At 69.9% G+C, this 14,583-nt stretch carries 15 protein-coding genes and 1 riboswitch; of the genes, 8 read left to right on the top strand and 7 right to left on the bottom strand.

The annotated features are described in order from the left end of the window. Window positions 1-136 precede the first annotated feature (136 nt). From OG965_RS21575 to OG965_RS21565, 3 genes are all read left to right on the top strand, one after another. Window positions 137-1,312, top strand: coding sequence for a LacI family DNA-binding transcriptional regulator (locus tag OG965_RS21575; RefSeq protein WP_371653725.1), 1,176 nt, complete (start codon window positions 137-139; stop codon window positions 1,310-1,312). Between the two features lie 161 nt (window positions 1,313-1,473). Further along, window positions 1,474-2,640 (top strand): metallophosphoesterase, encoded by a 1,167-nt coding sequence (locus OG965_RS21570; protein ID WP_371657015.1) that lies wholly within the window; start codon window positions 1,474-1,476, stop codon window positions 2,638-2,640. Between the two features lie 172 nt (window positions 2,641-2,812). Further along, the gene (locus OG965_RS21565) at window positions 2,813-3,658 is read left to right on the top strand and encodes a hypothetical protein (RefSeq protein ID WP_371653724.1); all 846 of its coding nucleotides are present in this window, start codon (window positions 2,813-2,815) and stop codon (window positions 3,656-3,658) included. 146 nt (window positions 3,659-3,804) lie between these two features. On the opposite strand, the gene thiC is transcribed toward OG965_RS21565, so the two are convergent. After that, window positions 3,805-5,583 carry a phosphomethylpyrimidine synthase ThiC gene (thiC, locus tag OG965_RS21560; RefSeq protein ID WP_371653723.1) on the bottom strand — a complete coding sequence of 593 codons (1,779 nt, stop codon included), beginning with the start codon at window positions 5,581-5,583 and terminating at the stop codon, window positions 3,805-3,807. After that, a riboswitch (TPP riboswitch) is annotated at window positions 5,576-5,710 on the bottom strand. (Overlaps the previous gene by 8 nt.) A 71-nt stretch (window positions 5,711-5,781) precedes the next feature. On the opposite strand from thiC, the gene OG965_RS21555 reads away from it, so the two are divergent. After that, window positions 5,782-7,116 carry a YibE/F family protein gene (locus OG965_RS21555; protein ID WP_371653722.1) on the top strand — a complete coding sequence of 445 codons (1,335 nt, stop codon included), beginning with the start codon at window positions 5,782-5,784 and terminating at the stop codon, window positions 7,114-7,116. A 7-nt stretch (window positions 7,117-7,123) separates the two neighbouring features. Here OG965_RS21555 and OG965_RS21550 read toward each other — a convergent pair whose 3' ends face one another. From OG965_RS21550 to OG965_RS21535, 4 genes are all read right to left on the bottom strand, one after another. Next, complete coding sequence (locus OG965_RS21550) at window positions 7,124-7,561, bottom strand: SsgA family sporulation/cell division regulator (protein WP_371653721.1); 438 nt, start codon at window positions 7,559-7,561, stop codon at window positions 7,124-7,126. A 96-nt stretch (window positions 7,562-7,657) separates the two neighbouring features. Continuing rightward, window positions 7,658-8,428 (bottom strand): IclR family transcriptional regulator, encoded by a 771-nt coding sequence (locus tag OG965_RS21545; protein WP_371653720.1) that lies wholly within the window; start codon window positions 8,426-8,428, stop codon window positions 7,658-7,660. A gap of 188 nt (window positions 8,429-8,616) precedes the next feature. Further along, window positions 8,617-8,838 carry a DUF5326 family protein gene (locus OG965_RS21540; protein WP_371657014.1) on the bottom strand — a complete coding sequence of 74 codons (222 nt, stop codon included), beginning with the start codon at window positions 8,836-8,838 and terminating at the stop codon, window positions 8,617-8,619. A 152-nt stretch (window positions 8,839-8,990) separates the two neighbouring features. Then, window positions 8,991-9,308, bottom strand: coding sequence for a cupin domain-containing protein (locus tag OG965_RS21535; protein ID WP_266981715.1), 318 nt, complete (start codon window positions 9,306-9,308; stop codon window positions 8,991-8,993). 50 nt (window positions 9,309-9,358) lie between these two features. Between OG965_RS21535 and OG965_RS21530 the strand changes: the two genes are divergently transcribed. The 4 genes from OG965_RS21530 (at window position 9,359) to OG965_RS21515 (ending at window position 12,512) form a co-directional block, all read left to right on the top strand. Further along, the gene (locus tag OG965_RS21530; protein ID WP_371653719.1) at window positions 9,359-9,739 is read left to right on the top strand and encodes a phage holin family protein; all 381 of its coding nucleotides are present in this window, start codon (window positions 9,359-9,361) and stop codon (window positions 9,737-9,739) included. A gap of 11 nt (window positions 9,740-9,750) precedes the next feature. Then, a complete protein-coding gene (locus OG965_RS21525) occupies window positions 9,751-10,905 on the top strand; it encodes a cystathionine gamma-lyase (protein ID WP_371653718.1) in 1,155 nt (384 codons plus the stop codon). A 188-nt stretch (window positions 10,906-11,093) separates the two neighbouring features. Next, a complete protein-coding gene (locus OG965_RS21520; RefSeq protein WP_371653717.1) occupies window positions 11,094-11,990 on the top strand; it encodes a LysR family transcriptional regulator in 897 nt (298 codons plus the stop codon). A 39-nt stretch (window positions 11,991-12,029) separates the two neighbouring features. Continuing rightward, on the top strand, window positions 12,030-12,512 hold the full coding sequence (locus tag OG965_RS21515) for an NUDIX domain-containing protein (protein ID WP_371653716.1): 483 nt from the start codon (window positions 12,030-12,032) through the stop codon (window positions 12,510-12,512). 40 nt (window positions 12,513-12,552) lie between these two features. On the opposite strand, the gene OG965_RS21510 is transcribed toward OG965_RS21515, so the two are convergent. Next, the gene (locus OG965_RS21510; protein ID WP_371657013.1) at window positions 12,553-13,782 is read right to left on the bottom strand and encodes a globin domain-containing protein; all 1,230 of its coding nucleotides are present in this window, start codon (window positions 13,780-13,782) and stop codon (window positions 12,553-12,555) included. Window positions 13,783-13,836: 54 nt separating this feature from the next. Further along, window positions 13,837-14,472, bottom strand: coding sequence for an HAD family hydrolase (locus tag OG965_RS21505; RefSeq protein WP_371653715.1), 636 nt, complete (start codon window positions 14,470-14,472; stop codon window positions 13,837-13,839). Window positions 14,473-14,583: the final 111 nt, after the last annotated feature.

The following is a 14,583-nucleotide window of genomic DNA, read 5'->3' as shown; positions in this document are numbered from 1 at the left end:
CACCACAACGTGACTCCGCCCAACTCCCATGCAAATCAAGGCGCTTAGCCATTTACGATCATGCAGAAACGTGCCTGTCAACGCGTGCATATGCACCCGGGCCAACTGTCTCGCCTCGCCCTACTATCGGCTCGCCATGACAGCAGCAGGGAAGCACCAGGTGAGCCGGTCGACCGGTCGCCGGCTGGGGAGGGCGGGCATTCGGGACGTTGCCGCCGCCGCCGGTGTCTCCATCACGACCGTCTCCGACGCGCTCAACGGCAAGGGCCGGCTCCCCGACGCCACCCGCCGCCACGTCCGCGAGGTCGCAGACCGGCTGGGCTATCGCCCATCCGCAGCGGCCCGCACGCTCCGTACCGGCAAGTCGGGCTTGATCGGCCTGACTGTGACGACATACGGGGATGAACCTTTCACCTTCACCGAGTTCGCCTATTTCGCCGAGATGGCGAGGGCCGCGACATCGGCCGCGCTCGCGCGCGGCTACGCCCTCGTCATCCTGCCCGCCACCTCACGCCGCAGCCCCGCGGACGTCTGGTCGAACGTCGCCCTCGACGGCACCGTCGTGATCGACCCCTCCGACCAGGACCCCGTCGTCACCGAACTGGTCCGCCAGGGACTACCGGTGGTCTCCGACGGACGTCCGGCGGGTTCGCTACCGGTGACCGCCTGGGTCGACAACGACCACGAGGCCGCCGTACTCGAACTGCTCGACCATCTCGCAGCCGCCGGCGCCCGCCGGATCGGCCTCCTCACCGGCACCACCACCGACACCTATACCCGGCTCTCCACCGAGGCGTATCTGAGCTGGTGCGAGCGGGTCGGGCAGGACCCGGTCTACGAGTCCTACCCCGCCCACGACCCGTGCGCGGGCGCCGTCGCGGCCGACCGGCTGCTCGCCCGCCCGGACCGCCCCGACGCCGTGTACGGACTGTTCGACCCCAACGGCACCGATCTGCTGGCGGCCGCCCGCAGATACGGCCTGCGGGTGCCCGAGGACCTGCTGCTCGTCTGCTGCAGCGAGTCCACCGTGTACGCGAGCACCGAACCGCCCATCACCACCCTCTCGCTCAAGCCCCGGCGCATCGGCACCGCCGTGGTCCAACTGCTCATCGACGCCATCGAAGGCATCGACCACGGTCACCCGATCGAGCAGGTGATACCGACCGAACTCATCATCCGCACGTCGTCGCAGCGCCGGTCGCCGCGTACGACGGTCAGTCCCCCGCGCTCCCCCGTCGCGGAACCCAGGGGACTCGGCCAGGACCCGAACGTGCCGGACAGGAGCCCCGACAGCGATGCGGACAAGGACTAGACCAACACATTGGGGGACATAACAACCGGGGAAGCAAGGCCGCGCCCGGATTCACCACCCCTGGTGCGTCACACAGCACGAGCCTCATTCCTATGATGGGCGCACGACACCACGGATCCCCGCCCGACCAGGGGGGTCCCACGGTGTACGGCGGCGCGACGGTGGTGGAGGGGTCGATGACTCAGGGGGCCGGTCAGGGACCCGAGCGGACGGAGACGTTGCGTGACTTCCGGGTGCCTCCGTACGCGCAGGCTCCCGCGCATTCCGCGCAGGTCCCCCCGCCGCCCCCACCAGTCGAGATGCCTCCACCGGCGCAGCCGCATCCTCCCGCGGCCGTGCACCCGGCGGAGGCGTACCCCCCGGACATCCACCCGGGGAACGCCTTCGCGGACGACGAGCCGCCCGAGGGCTACACCCCGACGGCACGCGACCTCCCGGTGATCAACCGGGGGGACACCGTGCAGGTCCGGGTGCAGACCGACCCCACCCCGGCGCCCCTGCCGGACGGGCTCGGGCCGCTCTACGTCGTGGGCGACGTCCACGGCTACCTCGACGAACTCCTGGCCGCGCTGCGCGAGCAGGGGCTGATCGACGTCGACGCGAACTGGGCCGCGGGCAATGCCCGCCTCTGGTTCCTCGGCGACTTCACCGATCGCGGTCCCGACGGCATCGGCGTCATCGACCTGGTGATGCGGCTGTCGGCCGAGGCCGCGGCCGCCGGCGGCTACTGCAAGGCCCTCATGGGCAACCACGAGCTGCTCCTGATCGGCGCCAAGCGTTTCGGTGACACCCCGGTCAACTCCGGTGCGGGCACCGCCACCTTCCAGGCCGCCTGGCTGCTCAACGGCGGCCAGAAGGTCGACATGGATCGCCTCCAGGACGTCCATCTGCAGTGGATGTCCCGCCTCGACGCGATCGAGCAGGAGGACGGGCATCTGCTGATGCACTCCGACACCACCGCGTATCTGGAGTACGGCGACTCCATCGAGGCCGTGAACGACACCGTGCACGCGCTGCTCACCCGCAACGACGCCGACGAATGCTGGGACCTGTTCCGGAAGTTCACCAAGCGCTTCGCCTTCCGCGACGACGGTGGCCCCGAGGCCGCGCGTGAGCTGCTCTCGGCGTACGGCGGGCAGCGGGTGGTCCACGGACACAGCCCGATTCCCTATCTGCTGGGCGAAGTGGGTACCGAAGACGGCGAGGAAGACTCCCGTCCGGTCGTGGAGGGACCGCATGTGTACGCGGACGGCCTCGCCATCGCCATGGACGGTGGGGTGACCATGGCCGGAAAACTGCTGGTCGTGCAGTTGCCTCTGCATGACTGACGCGTAATCGGGAAAACACCGGCTCGGGCGGCAGCAAGGTGATTTCGGAAACACCCTGTCACCCCGTGCCGTAACCGCTCTACCATCGGCTTATCCGTAGCAGGCTCTCCTCCGTTTCCGCCCGATTGCCCGTTCGTCAGGCGGGCTTTCCGGCCCTACGGAGCATCGGGGGATGCACATGAACAGCGCTCCGCACCTGCTGACCGAGGACCGCCCGGAGTTCGAGCGGATCCTCGACGACGCACTGCGCACCGCGCCCGACCGGCCTGAGCTGGCCGGCGTAGGAGTAAGGCTCAACACCGAGCAGTTGCGCACCATGGTGCTCAACGCCGGTGCCCTCGTCTCGGCGGCCGCGGCGGCCGAGTACGACCACTACGTCAGGGTGCGCGAGGAGTTGCGCACGCCCTCCACCCCCGCGCTCACATCGGAGCGCGGCTCGGTGATGACGCCTCCGGTGGTCGACAGCCCGGAATCCACCTCGGGTGCAGGCGTCGGCGCGGTCGTCGCGGTGCTGGCGCCGGTCCTCTCCGGGACCGCCGCCGCGATCTTCCTGTTGGTGGGCTACATCCTGAAGATGCTCAACCCCGAGCCCGCCTTCGCCGACACTTTACTGACCGCCGGCTGGTTCTTCGGCGCGCTCACCGCGGCCGCGATACTCGCCGCCGCGATCAGCCTCCTGCTCACCGCGATCCGCAACGGCGCCACCCAGGTCGTCGCCGAGCCGGAGGAGGCCGAGGTGGGCGACGAGAGAACGCAGGAGGTCTCCCGGGCCCGTGACGCATGGCGCCACGCCCTGGTGGAGCGGGGCATCTACCCGTTCCTGCGTGAGGCGCTGGCCGACCCGGGTGCCGGTCCGGGTGCGCCGAGGCGCCGCTCGGCGGGCCGGATACCGAGCCTCGGCTACGACCGGCCCGACTTCGACAGCCCGGGTGACTCGTCCAAGGGGACCCGGCCCAGCTTCACCAGCCCGGACTTCACCAGTCCCGACTTCGGGGGCCCCGAACACCAGCCGGAGTGACCGGCTTCGGGGCGCCCGTTTCACGTGAAACCGCCGGGATCCCACCGGGAAACCACCGGCGCGTTCGTTTCACGTGAAACCACGGCCGCGCATGTTTCACGTGAAACAGGGATCGCTGTTTCACGTGAAACATCGGTACGCGGACGTCACTCCGCGATCGGCAGATAGACGCGGTTGCCCGCCTCGGCGAACTCCTTGGACTTCTCCGCCATCCCGGCCTCGATGTCCCCCGCCGCCAGATCCCCGCCGTGCTGGCGCCGGATGTCCTGCGAGATCTTCATCGAGCAGAACTTCGGCCCGCACATCGAGCAGAAGTGCGCGGTCTTCGCCGGCTCGGCGGGCAGCGTCTCGTCGTGGAACTCCCGGGCGGTGTCCGGGTCGAGGGCCAGATTGAACTGGTCCTCCCAGCGGAACTCGAAGCGGGCGTCCGAGAGCGCGTCGTCCCAGTCCTGGGCGCCCGGGTGCCCCTTGGCGAGGTCGGCCGCGTGCGCCGCGATCTTGTAGGTGATGACGCCCGTCTTCACGTCGTCGCGGTTCGGCAGGCCCAGGTGCTCCTTGGGCGTGACGTAGCAGAGCATCGCGGTGCCCCACCAGGCGATCATCGCCGCGCCGATGCCGGAGGTGATGTGGTCGTACGCCGGGGCGACGTCGGTGGTCAGCGGGCCGAGCGTGTAGAACGGCGCCTCCTCGCAGATCTCCTGCTGGAGGTCGATGTTCTCCTTGATCTTGTGCATCGGGACGTGGCCCGGGCCCTCGATCATCGTCTGGACGTTGTGGCGCTTGGCGATCGTGTTGAGCTCACCGAGCGTGCGCAGCTCGGCGAACTGCGCCTCGTCGTTGGCGTCCGCGATGGAGCCCGGGCGCAGGCCGTCGCCCAGGGAGTACGTCACGTCGTACGCCGCGAGGATCTCGCACAGCTCCTCGAAGTTCTCGTACAGGAACGACTCCTTGTGGTGCGCGAGGCACCAGGCGGCCATGATCGAGCCGCCGCGCGAGACGATGCCGGTCTTGCGGCGGGCGGTGAGCGGCACGTACCGCAGGAGCACCCCGGCGTGGACCGTCATGTAGTCGACGCCCTGCTCGGCCTGCTCGATGACCGTGTCCTTGTAGACGTCCCAGGTCAGCTCCTCGGCGCGGCCGTCGACCTTCTCCAGCGCCTGGTAGAGCGGCACGGTGCCGATCGGGACGGGGGAGTTGCGCAGCACCCACTCGCGGGTGGTGTGGATGTTGCGGCCGGTGGAGAGGTCCATGACCGTGTCGGCGCCCCAGCGGGTGGCCCAGGTCATCTTGTCGACCTCCTCCTCGATGGAGGAGGTGACGGCGGAGTTGCCGATGTTGGCGTTGACCTTCACCAGGAACCGCTTGCCGATGATCATCGGCTCGATCTCGGGGTGGTTGACGTTGGCGGGCAGCACCGCGCGCCCGGCCGCGATCTCCTCGCGCACGACCTCGGGCGAGACGTTCTCGCGGATCGCGACGTACTCCATCTCCGGGGTGATCTCGCCCCGGCGGGCGTACGCGAGCTGGGTGACGGCCTGGCCGCCTCGGCCCCGGCGCGGCTGGCGCGGCCGGCCCGGGAACACCGCGTCGAGGTTCTTCAGCCCGCCACGCGGCGAGGTGTGCTTGATGCCGTCGTCCTCGGGGCGCACGGGGCGGCCCGCGTACTCCTCGGTGTCCCCGCGCGCGATGATCCAGTTCTCCCGGAGCGGGGCGAGTCCGCGGCGGACGTCCGTCTCGATGTTCGGGTCCGTGTACGGCCCGGACGTGTCGTACAGCGTGACGTCCTTGCCGTTGGTGAGGTGCACCTGGCGGACCGGCACCCGGAGGTCGGGGCGCGAGCCCTCGACGTATCCCTTGTGCCAGCCGATGGACTTCCCGGCCTCGCTCTGATTCGAGGCAGGCGTGCGTGCGTCCTGAACGGTCATGAGACCTACTCCCTACGCCGGCATTACCCGGTAACAGGTTCGGCGGTCGGCGCAGCCACTTCCGTACGGTTCGTACGGCTTTCAGCGCCCTCTCAGCCCGGTGCTCCGAGCTCCCGCGTGTGCAAAGGTGTCACCACGCTAGCGTCATCGCCAGCGCGCTGAACAGAGGGGCCCCACCGTTCTTGCGATGATCGGGCGGTGACGTCAGCAGAGCAGCCCCCCGAAGACGCCCACGGACACCCGCACGGCCAGACCTCCGGGCACACGCACAGCCACGGTCCCGCGGCGCCCGTCTCCAAGCATCTCCGCAAGGTGATCGCCGCCGTGCTGATCCCTTTCTCGGTCGCGGTGCTCGTCGGCCTGGCCGTGCTGTGGCCCGGGGGATCCCCGTCCCACCAGCGCACCGGAGTCGGCTTCGACCGCCAGACCCAGCAGGCGAAGGTCGTCGCACTCCAGAAGGTCGACTGCAAGACGGTCAACGGCGGTCAGACCCCGTCGAACGGCAACACCTCGACCGCCAAGGGCCAGGAGGCCGAGCGCTCCGATCGGGGCCTGTGCGCCAAGGCGACCATCGAGGTCACCAGCGGCAAGGAGAAGGGCCGCACCTTCACCGAGATCGTCCAGCCGGACGCTCCGCGCCAACTGCACAAGGGGCAGGGCGTGATCGTCGCGTACGCCCCCGACGCCCCGCACGACCTGCAGTATTCGGTGACCGATGTGAACCGGCGGCTCCCGATGGCGCTGCTCGCGGGCATCTTCGCCCTCGCGGTCGTGGTCGTCGGCCGGCTGCGCGGGGTGATGGCGCTCGTCGCGCTGGTCGTCTCGTTCGCCGTGCTGACCCTGTTCATCCTGCCGGCGATCCTCCAGGGCTCCAATCCGCTGCTGGTCGCGGTGGTCGGGTCGAGCGCGATCATGCTGATCGCGCTGTACATGTGCCACGGCCTGTCGGCGCGCACCTCGGTCGCCGTGCTCGGCACGCTGGTCTCGCTCGTCCTGATCGGGCTGCTCGGGTCGCTCTTCATCGGCTGGGCCTCGCTGACCGGTAACACCGACGACAACACCGGCCTGATCCACGCGCTGTACCCGAACATCGACATGTCCGGTCTGCTGCTGGCCGGCGTGATCATCGGATCGCTCGGGGTGCTCGACGATGTGACGGTCACCCAGACGTCGGCGGTCTGGGAGCTCCACGAGGCCAATCCGACGATGGGTCCGCGCGGGCTGTACCGGGCGGGCATCCGGATCGGCCGCGACCACATCGCGTCGGTGGTCAACACCCTGGTCCTGGCGTACGCGGGCGCGGCGCTGCCGCTGTTGCTGCTGTTCTCGATCGCGCAGAGCAGCGTGGGGACGGTGGCCAACAGCGAGCTGGTCGCCGAGGAGATCGTCCGGACGCTGGTGGGCTCGATCGGCCTGGTGGCCTCGGTCCCGGTGACCACCGCCCTCGCGGCGCTGGTGGTCTCGGCCGACCGCCCGGCCGTCGCGGCACGCGGGCCGGTGCGCGGCGGACGAGGCAAGCGCCGCAAGAAGTAGGCGGCGCTCAGCCCGCGTTCTGCTCCTCGGCCAGGATCCGCCCCAGCGCCTCGTCCAGATGTCCGTCGAAGTCGCCGAGCGCGCGCTCCTGCCCCAGCGGTACGAGCTTGTCGGTGCGGTCGAGGAAGGCCACCAGCGGGCCGGCCCCGGCCCGGAAGAGCGCCCGTTCGCCGCCCACCTGGAGGCGGATGTGGACGTCGCAGAGCTCCTCCGGGCAGGAGGGCGCGATGTGCACATCGCCGTCGCCGGTGGGGGTGTTGATGCCGTCGAGCAGCAGTTCCCGCCCGAACGTCCATGTCACGGGTTCGTCGCCGGGAAGGTGGAAGGTCATGCGGACCGCGTACGGATCGTCGGCGCGGTATGTGAGCTCCACCGGGATCCTGAAGGAGAGCTCCTCGGAGACGAGGAAGCTCATCATGACCTCTGCCAGGACCTCACGCATCATGTACCCCGCTGTAGCTGAAATGGCCAGGAATGATCCCCCCTGGCCCTCTTGACGCAATCGTGCTGGAAGCACTAACAGATCACAAGGAGTGAGTTTTCAGATACTGATAGAGAACGCGAGGGAGCCGAGGAGACGGCCGACTTCGCCACGGAGCTGCTCGATCGCCGGAATCAGGCGTTCTTGCTGGTGGAGGGGGAGGGAAATGGCCATGGTGGCGGCTCCGGAGCCCGCCGCGATCGGGATGGCCGCGCAGACCGTGCCCAGTGCGTACTCCTGGCGTTCGACGACCGGTTGCATACGCTCCGTAGCCGCGAGGCGGTCCAGGAGGGCCCGGCGGTCGCGTACGGAATAGGGGGTGACCGCGCGGACGGGGTGCCGGTTCAGATGGTCCTCGCGGGCCTTCTCGTCGAGTTGGCTCAGCAGGCACTGGCCGATGGCGTGCGCGTGCCCGGTCTCCCGGAAGTCGGCCCACTCCTCGACGGCCGGGGCCGACGGCGTGTCGGCCACTCCGGCGATCTCGATCTCACCCTCGCGGTAGACCGCGAAGTAGACGGGGACCCCGATGGCGTCGCGCCACTCCGCGAGAGAGCGGCTGATCTTGGTGCGCCGATTCTGCATCGCCCCGCCGTCCGCCAGCCGCTCGGCGGCCTCGCCGAAGACGAACACACCGTTCTCTCGGCGCAGATAGCCCTCGTGGGTGAGGGTGCGCAGCAGGTGGTACGCGGTGGGGAGCGGCAGTCCGGCCTCCCGCGCCAGCTGTTTGGCAGGAGCGCCGTCCACATGGGCACCCACGGCCTCCAGCAGGCGCAACGCCCGCTGGACCGAACCGATCAGGGTAGGGACACCGGCGTTCGCAGCCGTGGCCAAAAGTCACCCCCAGGCGTGCTGACGGACAGGGGGCCCGCCCGAGGCAGCAGAGGTTTTCACCATAACGGCCGCCTCCGGCGCCATGAGGGGTTTGGCCTCTCCGTCCCTCAGCCGGGCTAATCCTGGGGCGTTCTGTACGAGCGCTGTGCCTTTGCGGGGCCGCGCCCGTACGAAATGCGCGCTGCCGCCTACCAGTCTCCGCGCGAGGACGACGAGCCCGACATGAACCGCCGCACGACGTAGACGAGACCGCCGACCAGGGCCACGAAGATCAGCACCTTGAAGAGCAGTCCGAACAGGAAGCCGACCACACTGGCGATGAGACCGCCGAATACGACCAGGGCGATGACGGGCACGGCAACCCACTTCACCCACCAGGGCATCCCCGTGAATATCTCCCGTGCGGCCATCATCCTTACCTCTTTCGTACTCGTGATTCTCCTGAGGTCTCGGGCTGCTGCCTTCGACACCCTCGATGCTAGGGGCGCGGGGGTACCGAACGGGGGCCTCGCAGCCCTTGGTCTCCCCTGACCGGACCCCTAGGGAGTCCCGGGGGTCGCCCTCAGCTCTCAGGGGGAGAGAAGACGACCAGAACCCGCAGGTCCTCGGCGATGTGGTGGAACCGGTGGGCGACCCCGGCCGGCACATAGACGACGCTGCCCCGCGCCACCTCGGTGGTCTCCAGGCCGACGGTGATGGATGCCCGGCCGCTCACCACGAAGTAGATCTCGTCCTGGGCGTGCGGCTTCTGCGGGTCGTGATCGCCCGCGTCCAGTGCGTAGAGCCCGGCCGACATGTTCCTTTCCCGCAGAAACTGCAGATACGCGCCGTCGTTCGCGGCGCGCTCCGCCTCAAGTTCGTCAAGCCGGAATTGCTTCATCGCCGTCCGCCCCTGCACTGGTACCGATCACGTCTGCCACGATCAGACACATGAAGAATTTCGTAGTCAAGACGCTCGCCAACGCGGCGGCCCTGGCCGTGGCCATCTGGCTGGTTCAGGACATCACGCTCACCGGTGACAGCACCGGCAAGAAGGCCCTGACGCTGGTTCTGGTCGCGCTGCTCTTCGGCGTGGTGAACTTCATCGTCAAGCCGGTCGTGAAGCTCCTCTCGTTCCCGCTGTTCATCCTCACGCTCGGCCTGATCACCTTTGTGATCAACGCCCTGATGCTGCTGCTCACCTCGTGGCTGGCCGGGAAGCTCGACCTCAACTTCCATGTCGAGGGCTTCTGGACCGCACTGCTCGGCGGCCTGATCATCTCGATCGTGTCCTGGGCGCTGAACGTCGTCCTGCCCGACGACAAGGACTGAGGGGAGCGCGGATGACCTCCGGTGTGAACCCTCCCCGGGCGCCGGGTGACGGCACCAGAGCGGTGCGGGCCGGGCTCCCGGACCCGGTGGCGTACGAACCCTCGCTGCCGGGGCCGGTGTTCGCCGCGCACTTCCACCTCCCGGGCGAGGCCGTGGGCCCCTACACCTACGGCCGGGACACCAATCCGACCTGGACCCATCTGGAGCGCGCCCTCGCCGAGCTGGAGTCCCCGGACGCGCCCGCCGAGGCGGTCGTGTTCGCCTCCGGCATGGCCGCGATCTCGGCGGTCCTGCTCTCCCACGCGCGCGTGGGCGACGCCGTGGTCCTGCCGGACGACGGCTACCAGGCGCTGCCCCTGGTGCGCGAGCAGCTCGCCGCCTACGGAGTCGAGGTGCGCACCGCGCCGACCGCGGGCGACGCCCAACTGGACGTCCTGGACGGCGCGGCTCTGCTGTGGATCGAGACGCCCTCCAACCCGGGCCTGGACGTCTGCGACATCCGGCGGCTGGCGGCGGCCGCCCACGACACGGGCGCGCTGGTCGCGGTCGACAACACGCTGGCGACCCCGCTCGGCCAGCGCCCGCTGGAGCTCGGCGCGGACTTCGCGGTGGCGAGCGGCACCAAGGGCCTCACCGGCCACGGCGATCTGCTGCTCGGCTATGTGGTCTGCCGGGACCCTGGGCTCGCCGCGCGCGTACGCACATGGCGCAAGGTCGTCGGGGCGATTCCCGGGCCGATGGAGGCCTGGCTGGCGCACCGGTCGCTGGCCACGCTCCAGCTGCGCGCGGACCGGCAGTCGGCGAACGCGCTGGCCGTCGCGGAGGCGCTGTCCGAGCGCCCCGAGGTGAGCGGGGTGCGCCATCCCGGGCTGCCGTCCGACCCCGCGCACCGGCAGGCGGCCGCGCAGATGCGCCGCTTCGGCTGTGTCGTCTCCTTCGACCTGCCCGACCGCGCTTACGCGGAGCGGTTCCTGGCGGCGCTGCGGCTGGTGGACGACGCCACGAGCTTCGGCGGGGTGCGCTCCACTGCCGAGCGGCGTGGCCGCTGGGGCGGCGACAAGGTCTCGGAGGGCTTCATCCGCTTCTCCGCCGGGGCCGAGGACACCGCGGATCTCGTCGCCGACGTACGGCGGGCGCTGGACGAGGCCGCGGCCGCCGGGGCATGAGACGGGCGGTCCGAGCCTCCCCCCTCATGGCTCGGACCGCCCCGGTTCCACGCGCGAAGAACCGTGTCACCAAGGCTAGTTGACTCTGTGTCAGTGTCCAATCACAGTAGCGACAGAGACCTATCGACATATTTATAGTTGTGTCCGGCCGGGGACGTTGTGAGGCAGTTCGGGACGGGAGGGCAGCCATGGACCTCGCCCTGCTGCGCACGTTCGTCACGGTCCATCGCGCGGGTTCCTTCACCCGGGCCGCCGCCCTGCTCGGCCTCTCGCAGCCCGCCGTGACCAGCCAGATCCGCACCCTGGAGCGGCAGTTGGGGCGCCCGCTGTTCCTGCGCCAGGCGCGCGGGGTGACACCGACGACCGTCGGGGACGAACTGGCCCAGCGGGCCGCCCCGCACCTGGACGCGCTGGTCGAGATCGCGGAGTCCGGCTCGTACGAGGAGTCGGGTGTACGCACCCTCCACCTCGCCGGGCCACCGGAGTTCACCTCGCTGCGCGCCCTGCCCGCACTGACCTCCCTCGTCCCGCAGGGGCTCGCGCTGCGGGCCTCCTTCGGCAACGCCGAGGAGACCCTGGAGGGCCTGGCCGCGGGCCACCACGACCTGGCCATCGCCACCGCCCGGCCCCGCGGCCGGCTGCTCAGCGCGACCCCGCTCTGCGACGAGGAGCATGTGCTGGTCGCCGGGGTGCGCTGGGCCTCGCGGGTCGCGCCGGGGGCGCTGCGGCGCGGAGGCCCCGGCGTACTGGAGCACATTCCGGTGGTGGAGGTGCACGAGTCGCTCCCGTTCGTCTCGCGCTACTGGGCCGCGGTCTTCGACACCAAGCCGGCCGCCGCGGGCACGGTGATCGCACCCGACCTGCGGGCGGTCCTGGAGACGGTGACGGCGGGTGCCGGCCTGGCCGTACTGCCGCGCTATCTGTGCGAGGGGGCGCTGGAGCGCGGCGAGCTGGTGGCCCTGCTCGACCCTCCGGTGCCCCCGCTGCGGACCTACTTCCTGGCGGTGCGCACCGGCACGCTCGCCCTGCCGCACATCGCTCGGGCGCAGGAGTGGCTGCTGCGTGCCGCGGTCGACTGGAGCTGAGAGAGTTTCGCGGGCGCCGCCACGGGCCACATTTCTCCCATGACCGTCCGACCCGTGGTCAAGCGCACCGCACGAGCCGTCCTGCTGGACGGCGACGACCTGATCCTGATCAAGCGCACCAAGCCCGGCATGGATCCCTACTGGCTCACCCCCGGCGGCGGCGTCGAGCCGGAGGACTCCACCGTCGTCGAGGCCCTGCACCGCGAGGTGCACGAGGAGCTCGGCGCGAAGATCACCGATGTGGTGCCCTGCTTCGTCGACACCGTCGAGCACATCGGCGCCGACGGCGGGGCGACCGGCGTGAAGGTGCAGCACTTCTTCGTCTGCCGGCTCGACTCCATGGACGAGTCCCTGCGGCACGGCCCCGAAGTGGACGACCCGTGCGGCGAGTACGAGATCGTACGGATCCCGTTCACCCGCGTCGGTATCGCCTCCGTCCACCTCGTACCGCTGTCGCTGCGGCACTACCTCGACGGCAACATCGAGGGAGTCCGCGCGATGCACGCGCCCGACCTGGGCTGATCCCCCGCCGGGCGCGCGGTCCTCGGTGCTGCGCCGCGCCTCAGTCGTTCGCCGCGACGAGCTCCTCGACGGAGTCGTGGCGGATGCGGTCGGAGGGGATCCCGATGTCCCGCAGGGTGGTCACGCCGCTGCGGATCATTCCCGGCGGCCCGGACACATAGGCGTCGTACGAGTTCCACGGCCCGTACTCGCGCACCGCCTCCGGGAGCCGTCCGCCGAGCCCCCGGCCCGGACCCTCCGAGATCACCGGCCGCACCGACAGCCACGAGTGCGCCTGCTGCATCCGCAGCAGGGTGTCGATGTCGTAGAGGTCGTGGTTGCTGCGGGCGCCGTAGAAGACCTCGACGGGCCGCCGCTCGCCGTACCGGGCGACGTCCTCGACCAGCGCCTTGATGGGCGCTATGCCGGTGCCGCCGCCCAGACAGAGCAGGCCGTTGTCGGTGGTGTGGTCGACCACCATCGACCCGGCGGGCGGCCCCAGGCGCAGGGTGTCCCCGGGGCGGGCGCGGTGGACCAGCGCGCCGGAGACCCAGCCGGCCGGCACCGCCTTGACGTGCAGCGACAGCAGTCCGTCGGTGCGGGGCGCGGAGGCCAGCGAGTAGTGCCGCCAGATCCGCGGCCACCAGGGCGTCTCCAGCGTCGCGTACTGCCCGGCCAGAAAGGGGTACGGCTGGTCCGGGCGGAGGGTGACCACCGCGATGTCCGGGGTCCTCAGATCGTGCGAGACGACCTCGGCGTACCACCAGGCGGGCCGGCGCAGCTCGTCCTCGTCGGCCGCGTCGATCATGATCTGCGACATCGTCGTGTACGCCCGGACCCAGGCGGCCTGGGTCGCCTCGTCCCAGGTCTTCGCGGCGTACCGGACCAGTGCCCCGATCAGCGCCTCTCCGACGGCCGGATAATGCTCGGGCCGGGTGCCGTACTTACGGTGGCCCCGGCCCAGCTGGCGAAGATATTCAGTGAGTGTGGCGGTGTTCTCCAGATGCTCGGCGGCCGTGAGCAACGCCTTGAGCAACCGGTCCCGCTGGGCGTCCATCGCTGCCGGAAAGAGCGTGCGCAGCTCCGGATCGCCTATGAAGAGCAATGCGTAGAAATACGACGTGACCTTGTCCGCTAAAGGTGCGATCTCCGCGAGTGTGCGGCGTATCAGCACAGCGTCGGTCGACGTGTTGGTCGGAGCGTTCATCCCTTGTCTCGCCTCGAACCTCTGGCCGCAGTTACCGACGTCCGGGAGTCCCGTCCCTCCCGTACCGGAGCATGTCAGCTTCAGTGCGGCTGCGGGGACAAATAGCAGGAATCCCGGGTATCCGAACCGACATTCCCGTTAGGCTCGTGTGACCTGTGCCAGCGCGTAGGCCTCACGGAGGTCGCCCCCGGAGTAGATGTGCGTGGCCCTTCCGGCGAGGTGGTGGTCGGCGTTCACCGCGACCGACAGGGGCACCGCGGCGAAGAGTTCCACGTCCGACATCGAGTCCCCGTACGCGACACAGTCCGCCCGGCTCACCCCGAACTCGGCGCGCAGCCGCTCGGCGAGTGTCACCTTCGCGGCGGCGCTCAGGATCCCGGCCGGGTCGACGGGCCGGGTGAAGGGCACCTCGGGGAAGACGGAGCCGTGCGCGGCATCGGCTCCCCACTCCAGCAGCCGCTCGACGAAGAACGACGGCGAGAGCGAGATCACGGCGCAGTAGTCACCGCCCTCCCGGATCTCCCGCCACACCTCCTGGATCCCGGCGAGCCATGGCGCAGAGACGAAAGCCGCCGTCACATGCGCCTGCGTCAGCCCCGACCAGAGCTCGTGGACCCGGACCGCGTACTCGGGCGGCCCGATCAGACCGCCGGACAGCTCCCTCTCCAGCTCGCCGATTTCCTCCAGCAGCCCTAGCTGCCGGGATATCTCGACCGGCGCGGCGGATCCCCGCATGAGGGTCCCGTCGAGGTCGAAGAGATGAAGTCTCGCCATGTGTCCAGAGGCTAGTACCCCTGGTCACACCCGTGCACCGGGCACCCCAGCCGGGCGCCGGGGTCGCTCAGGGCCTCCATGTTTCACGTGAAACAACGCCTTCGCTCCATG

Source organism: Streptomyces sp. NBC_00224 (assembly GCF_041435195.1).
GTDB lineage: Bacteria > Actinomycetota > Actinomycetes > Streptomycetales > Streptomycetaceae > Streptomyces.
Note: the sequence above shows the minus strand (reverse complement) of the source record. Positions and strands in the feature narration are given on the sequence as shown.

What these genes read in the sequence shown, in the direction of transcription:
- OG965_RS21575 (WP_371653725.1), top strand. Translation starts at nt 137, where the DNA reads ATGACAGCAGCAGGGAAGCACCAGGTGAGCCGGTCGACCGGTCGCCGG.
- OG965_RS21565 (WP_371653724.1), top strand. Translation starts at nt 2,813, where the DNA reads ATGCACATGAACAGCGCTCCGCACCTGCTGACCGAGGACCGCCCGGAG.
- thiC (WP_371653723.1), bottom strand. Translation starts at nt 5,583, where the DNA reads ATGACCGTTCAGGACGCACGCACGCCTGCCTCGAATCAGAGCGAGGCC.
- OG965_RS21550 (WP_371653721.1), bottom strand. Translation starts at nt 7,561, where the DNA reads ATGATGCGTGAGGTCCTGGCAGAGGTCATGATGAGCTTCCTCGTCTCC.
- OG965_RS21540 (WP_371657014.1), bottom strand. Translation starts at nt 8,838, where the DNA reads ATGGCCGCACGGGAGATATTCACGGGGATGCCCTGGTGGGTGAAGTGG.
- OG965_RS21535 (WP_266981715.1), bottom strand. Translation starts at nt 9,308, where the DNA reads ATGAAGCAATTCCGGCTTGACGAACTTGAGGCGGAGCGCGCCGCGAAC.
- OG965_RS21530 (WP_371653719.1), top strand. Translation starts at nt 9,359, where the DNA reads ATGAAGAATTTCGTAGTCAAGACGCTCGCCAACGCGGCGGCCCTGGCC.
- OG965_RS21525 (WP_371653718.1), top strand. Translation starts at nt 9,751, where the DNA reads ATGACCTCCGGTGTGAACCCTCCCCGGGCGCCGGGTGACGGCACCAGA.
- OG965_RS21520 (WP_371653717.1), top strand. Translation starts at nt 11,094, where the DNA reads ATGGACCTCGCCCTGCTGCGCACGTTCGTCACGGTCCATCGCGCGGGT.
- OG965_RS21515 (WP_371653716.1), top strand. Translation starts at nt 12,030, where the DNA reads ATGACCGTCCGACCCGTGGTCAAGCGCACCGCACGAGCCGTCCTGCTG.
- OG965_RS21505 (WP_371653715.1), bottom strand. Translation starts at nt 14,472, where the DNA reads ATGGCGAGACTTCATCTCTTCGACCTCGACGGGACCCTCATGCGGGGA.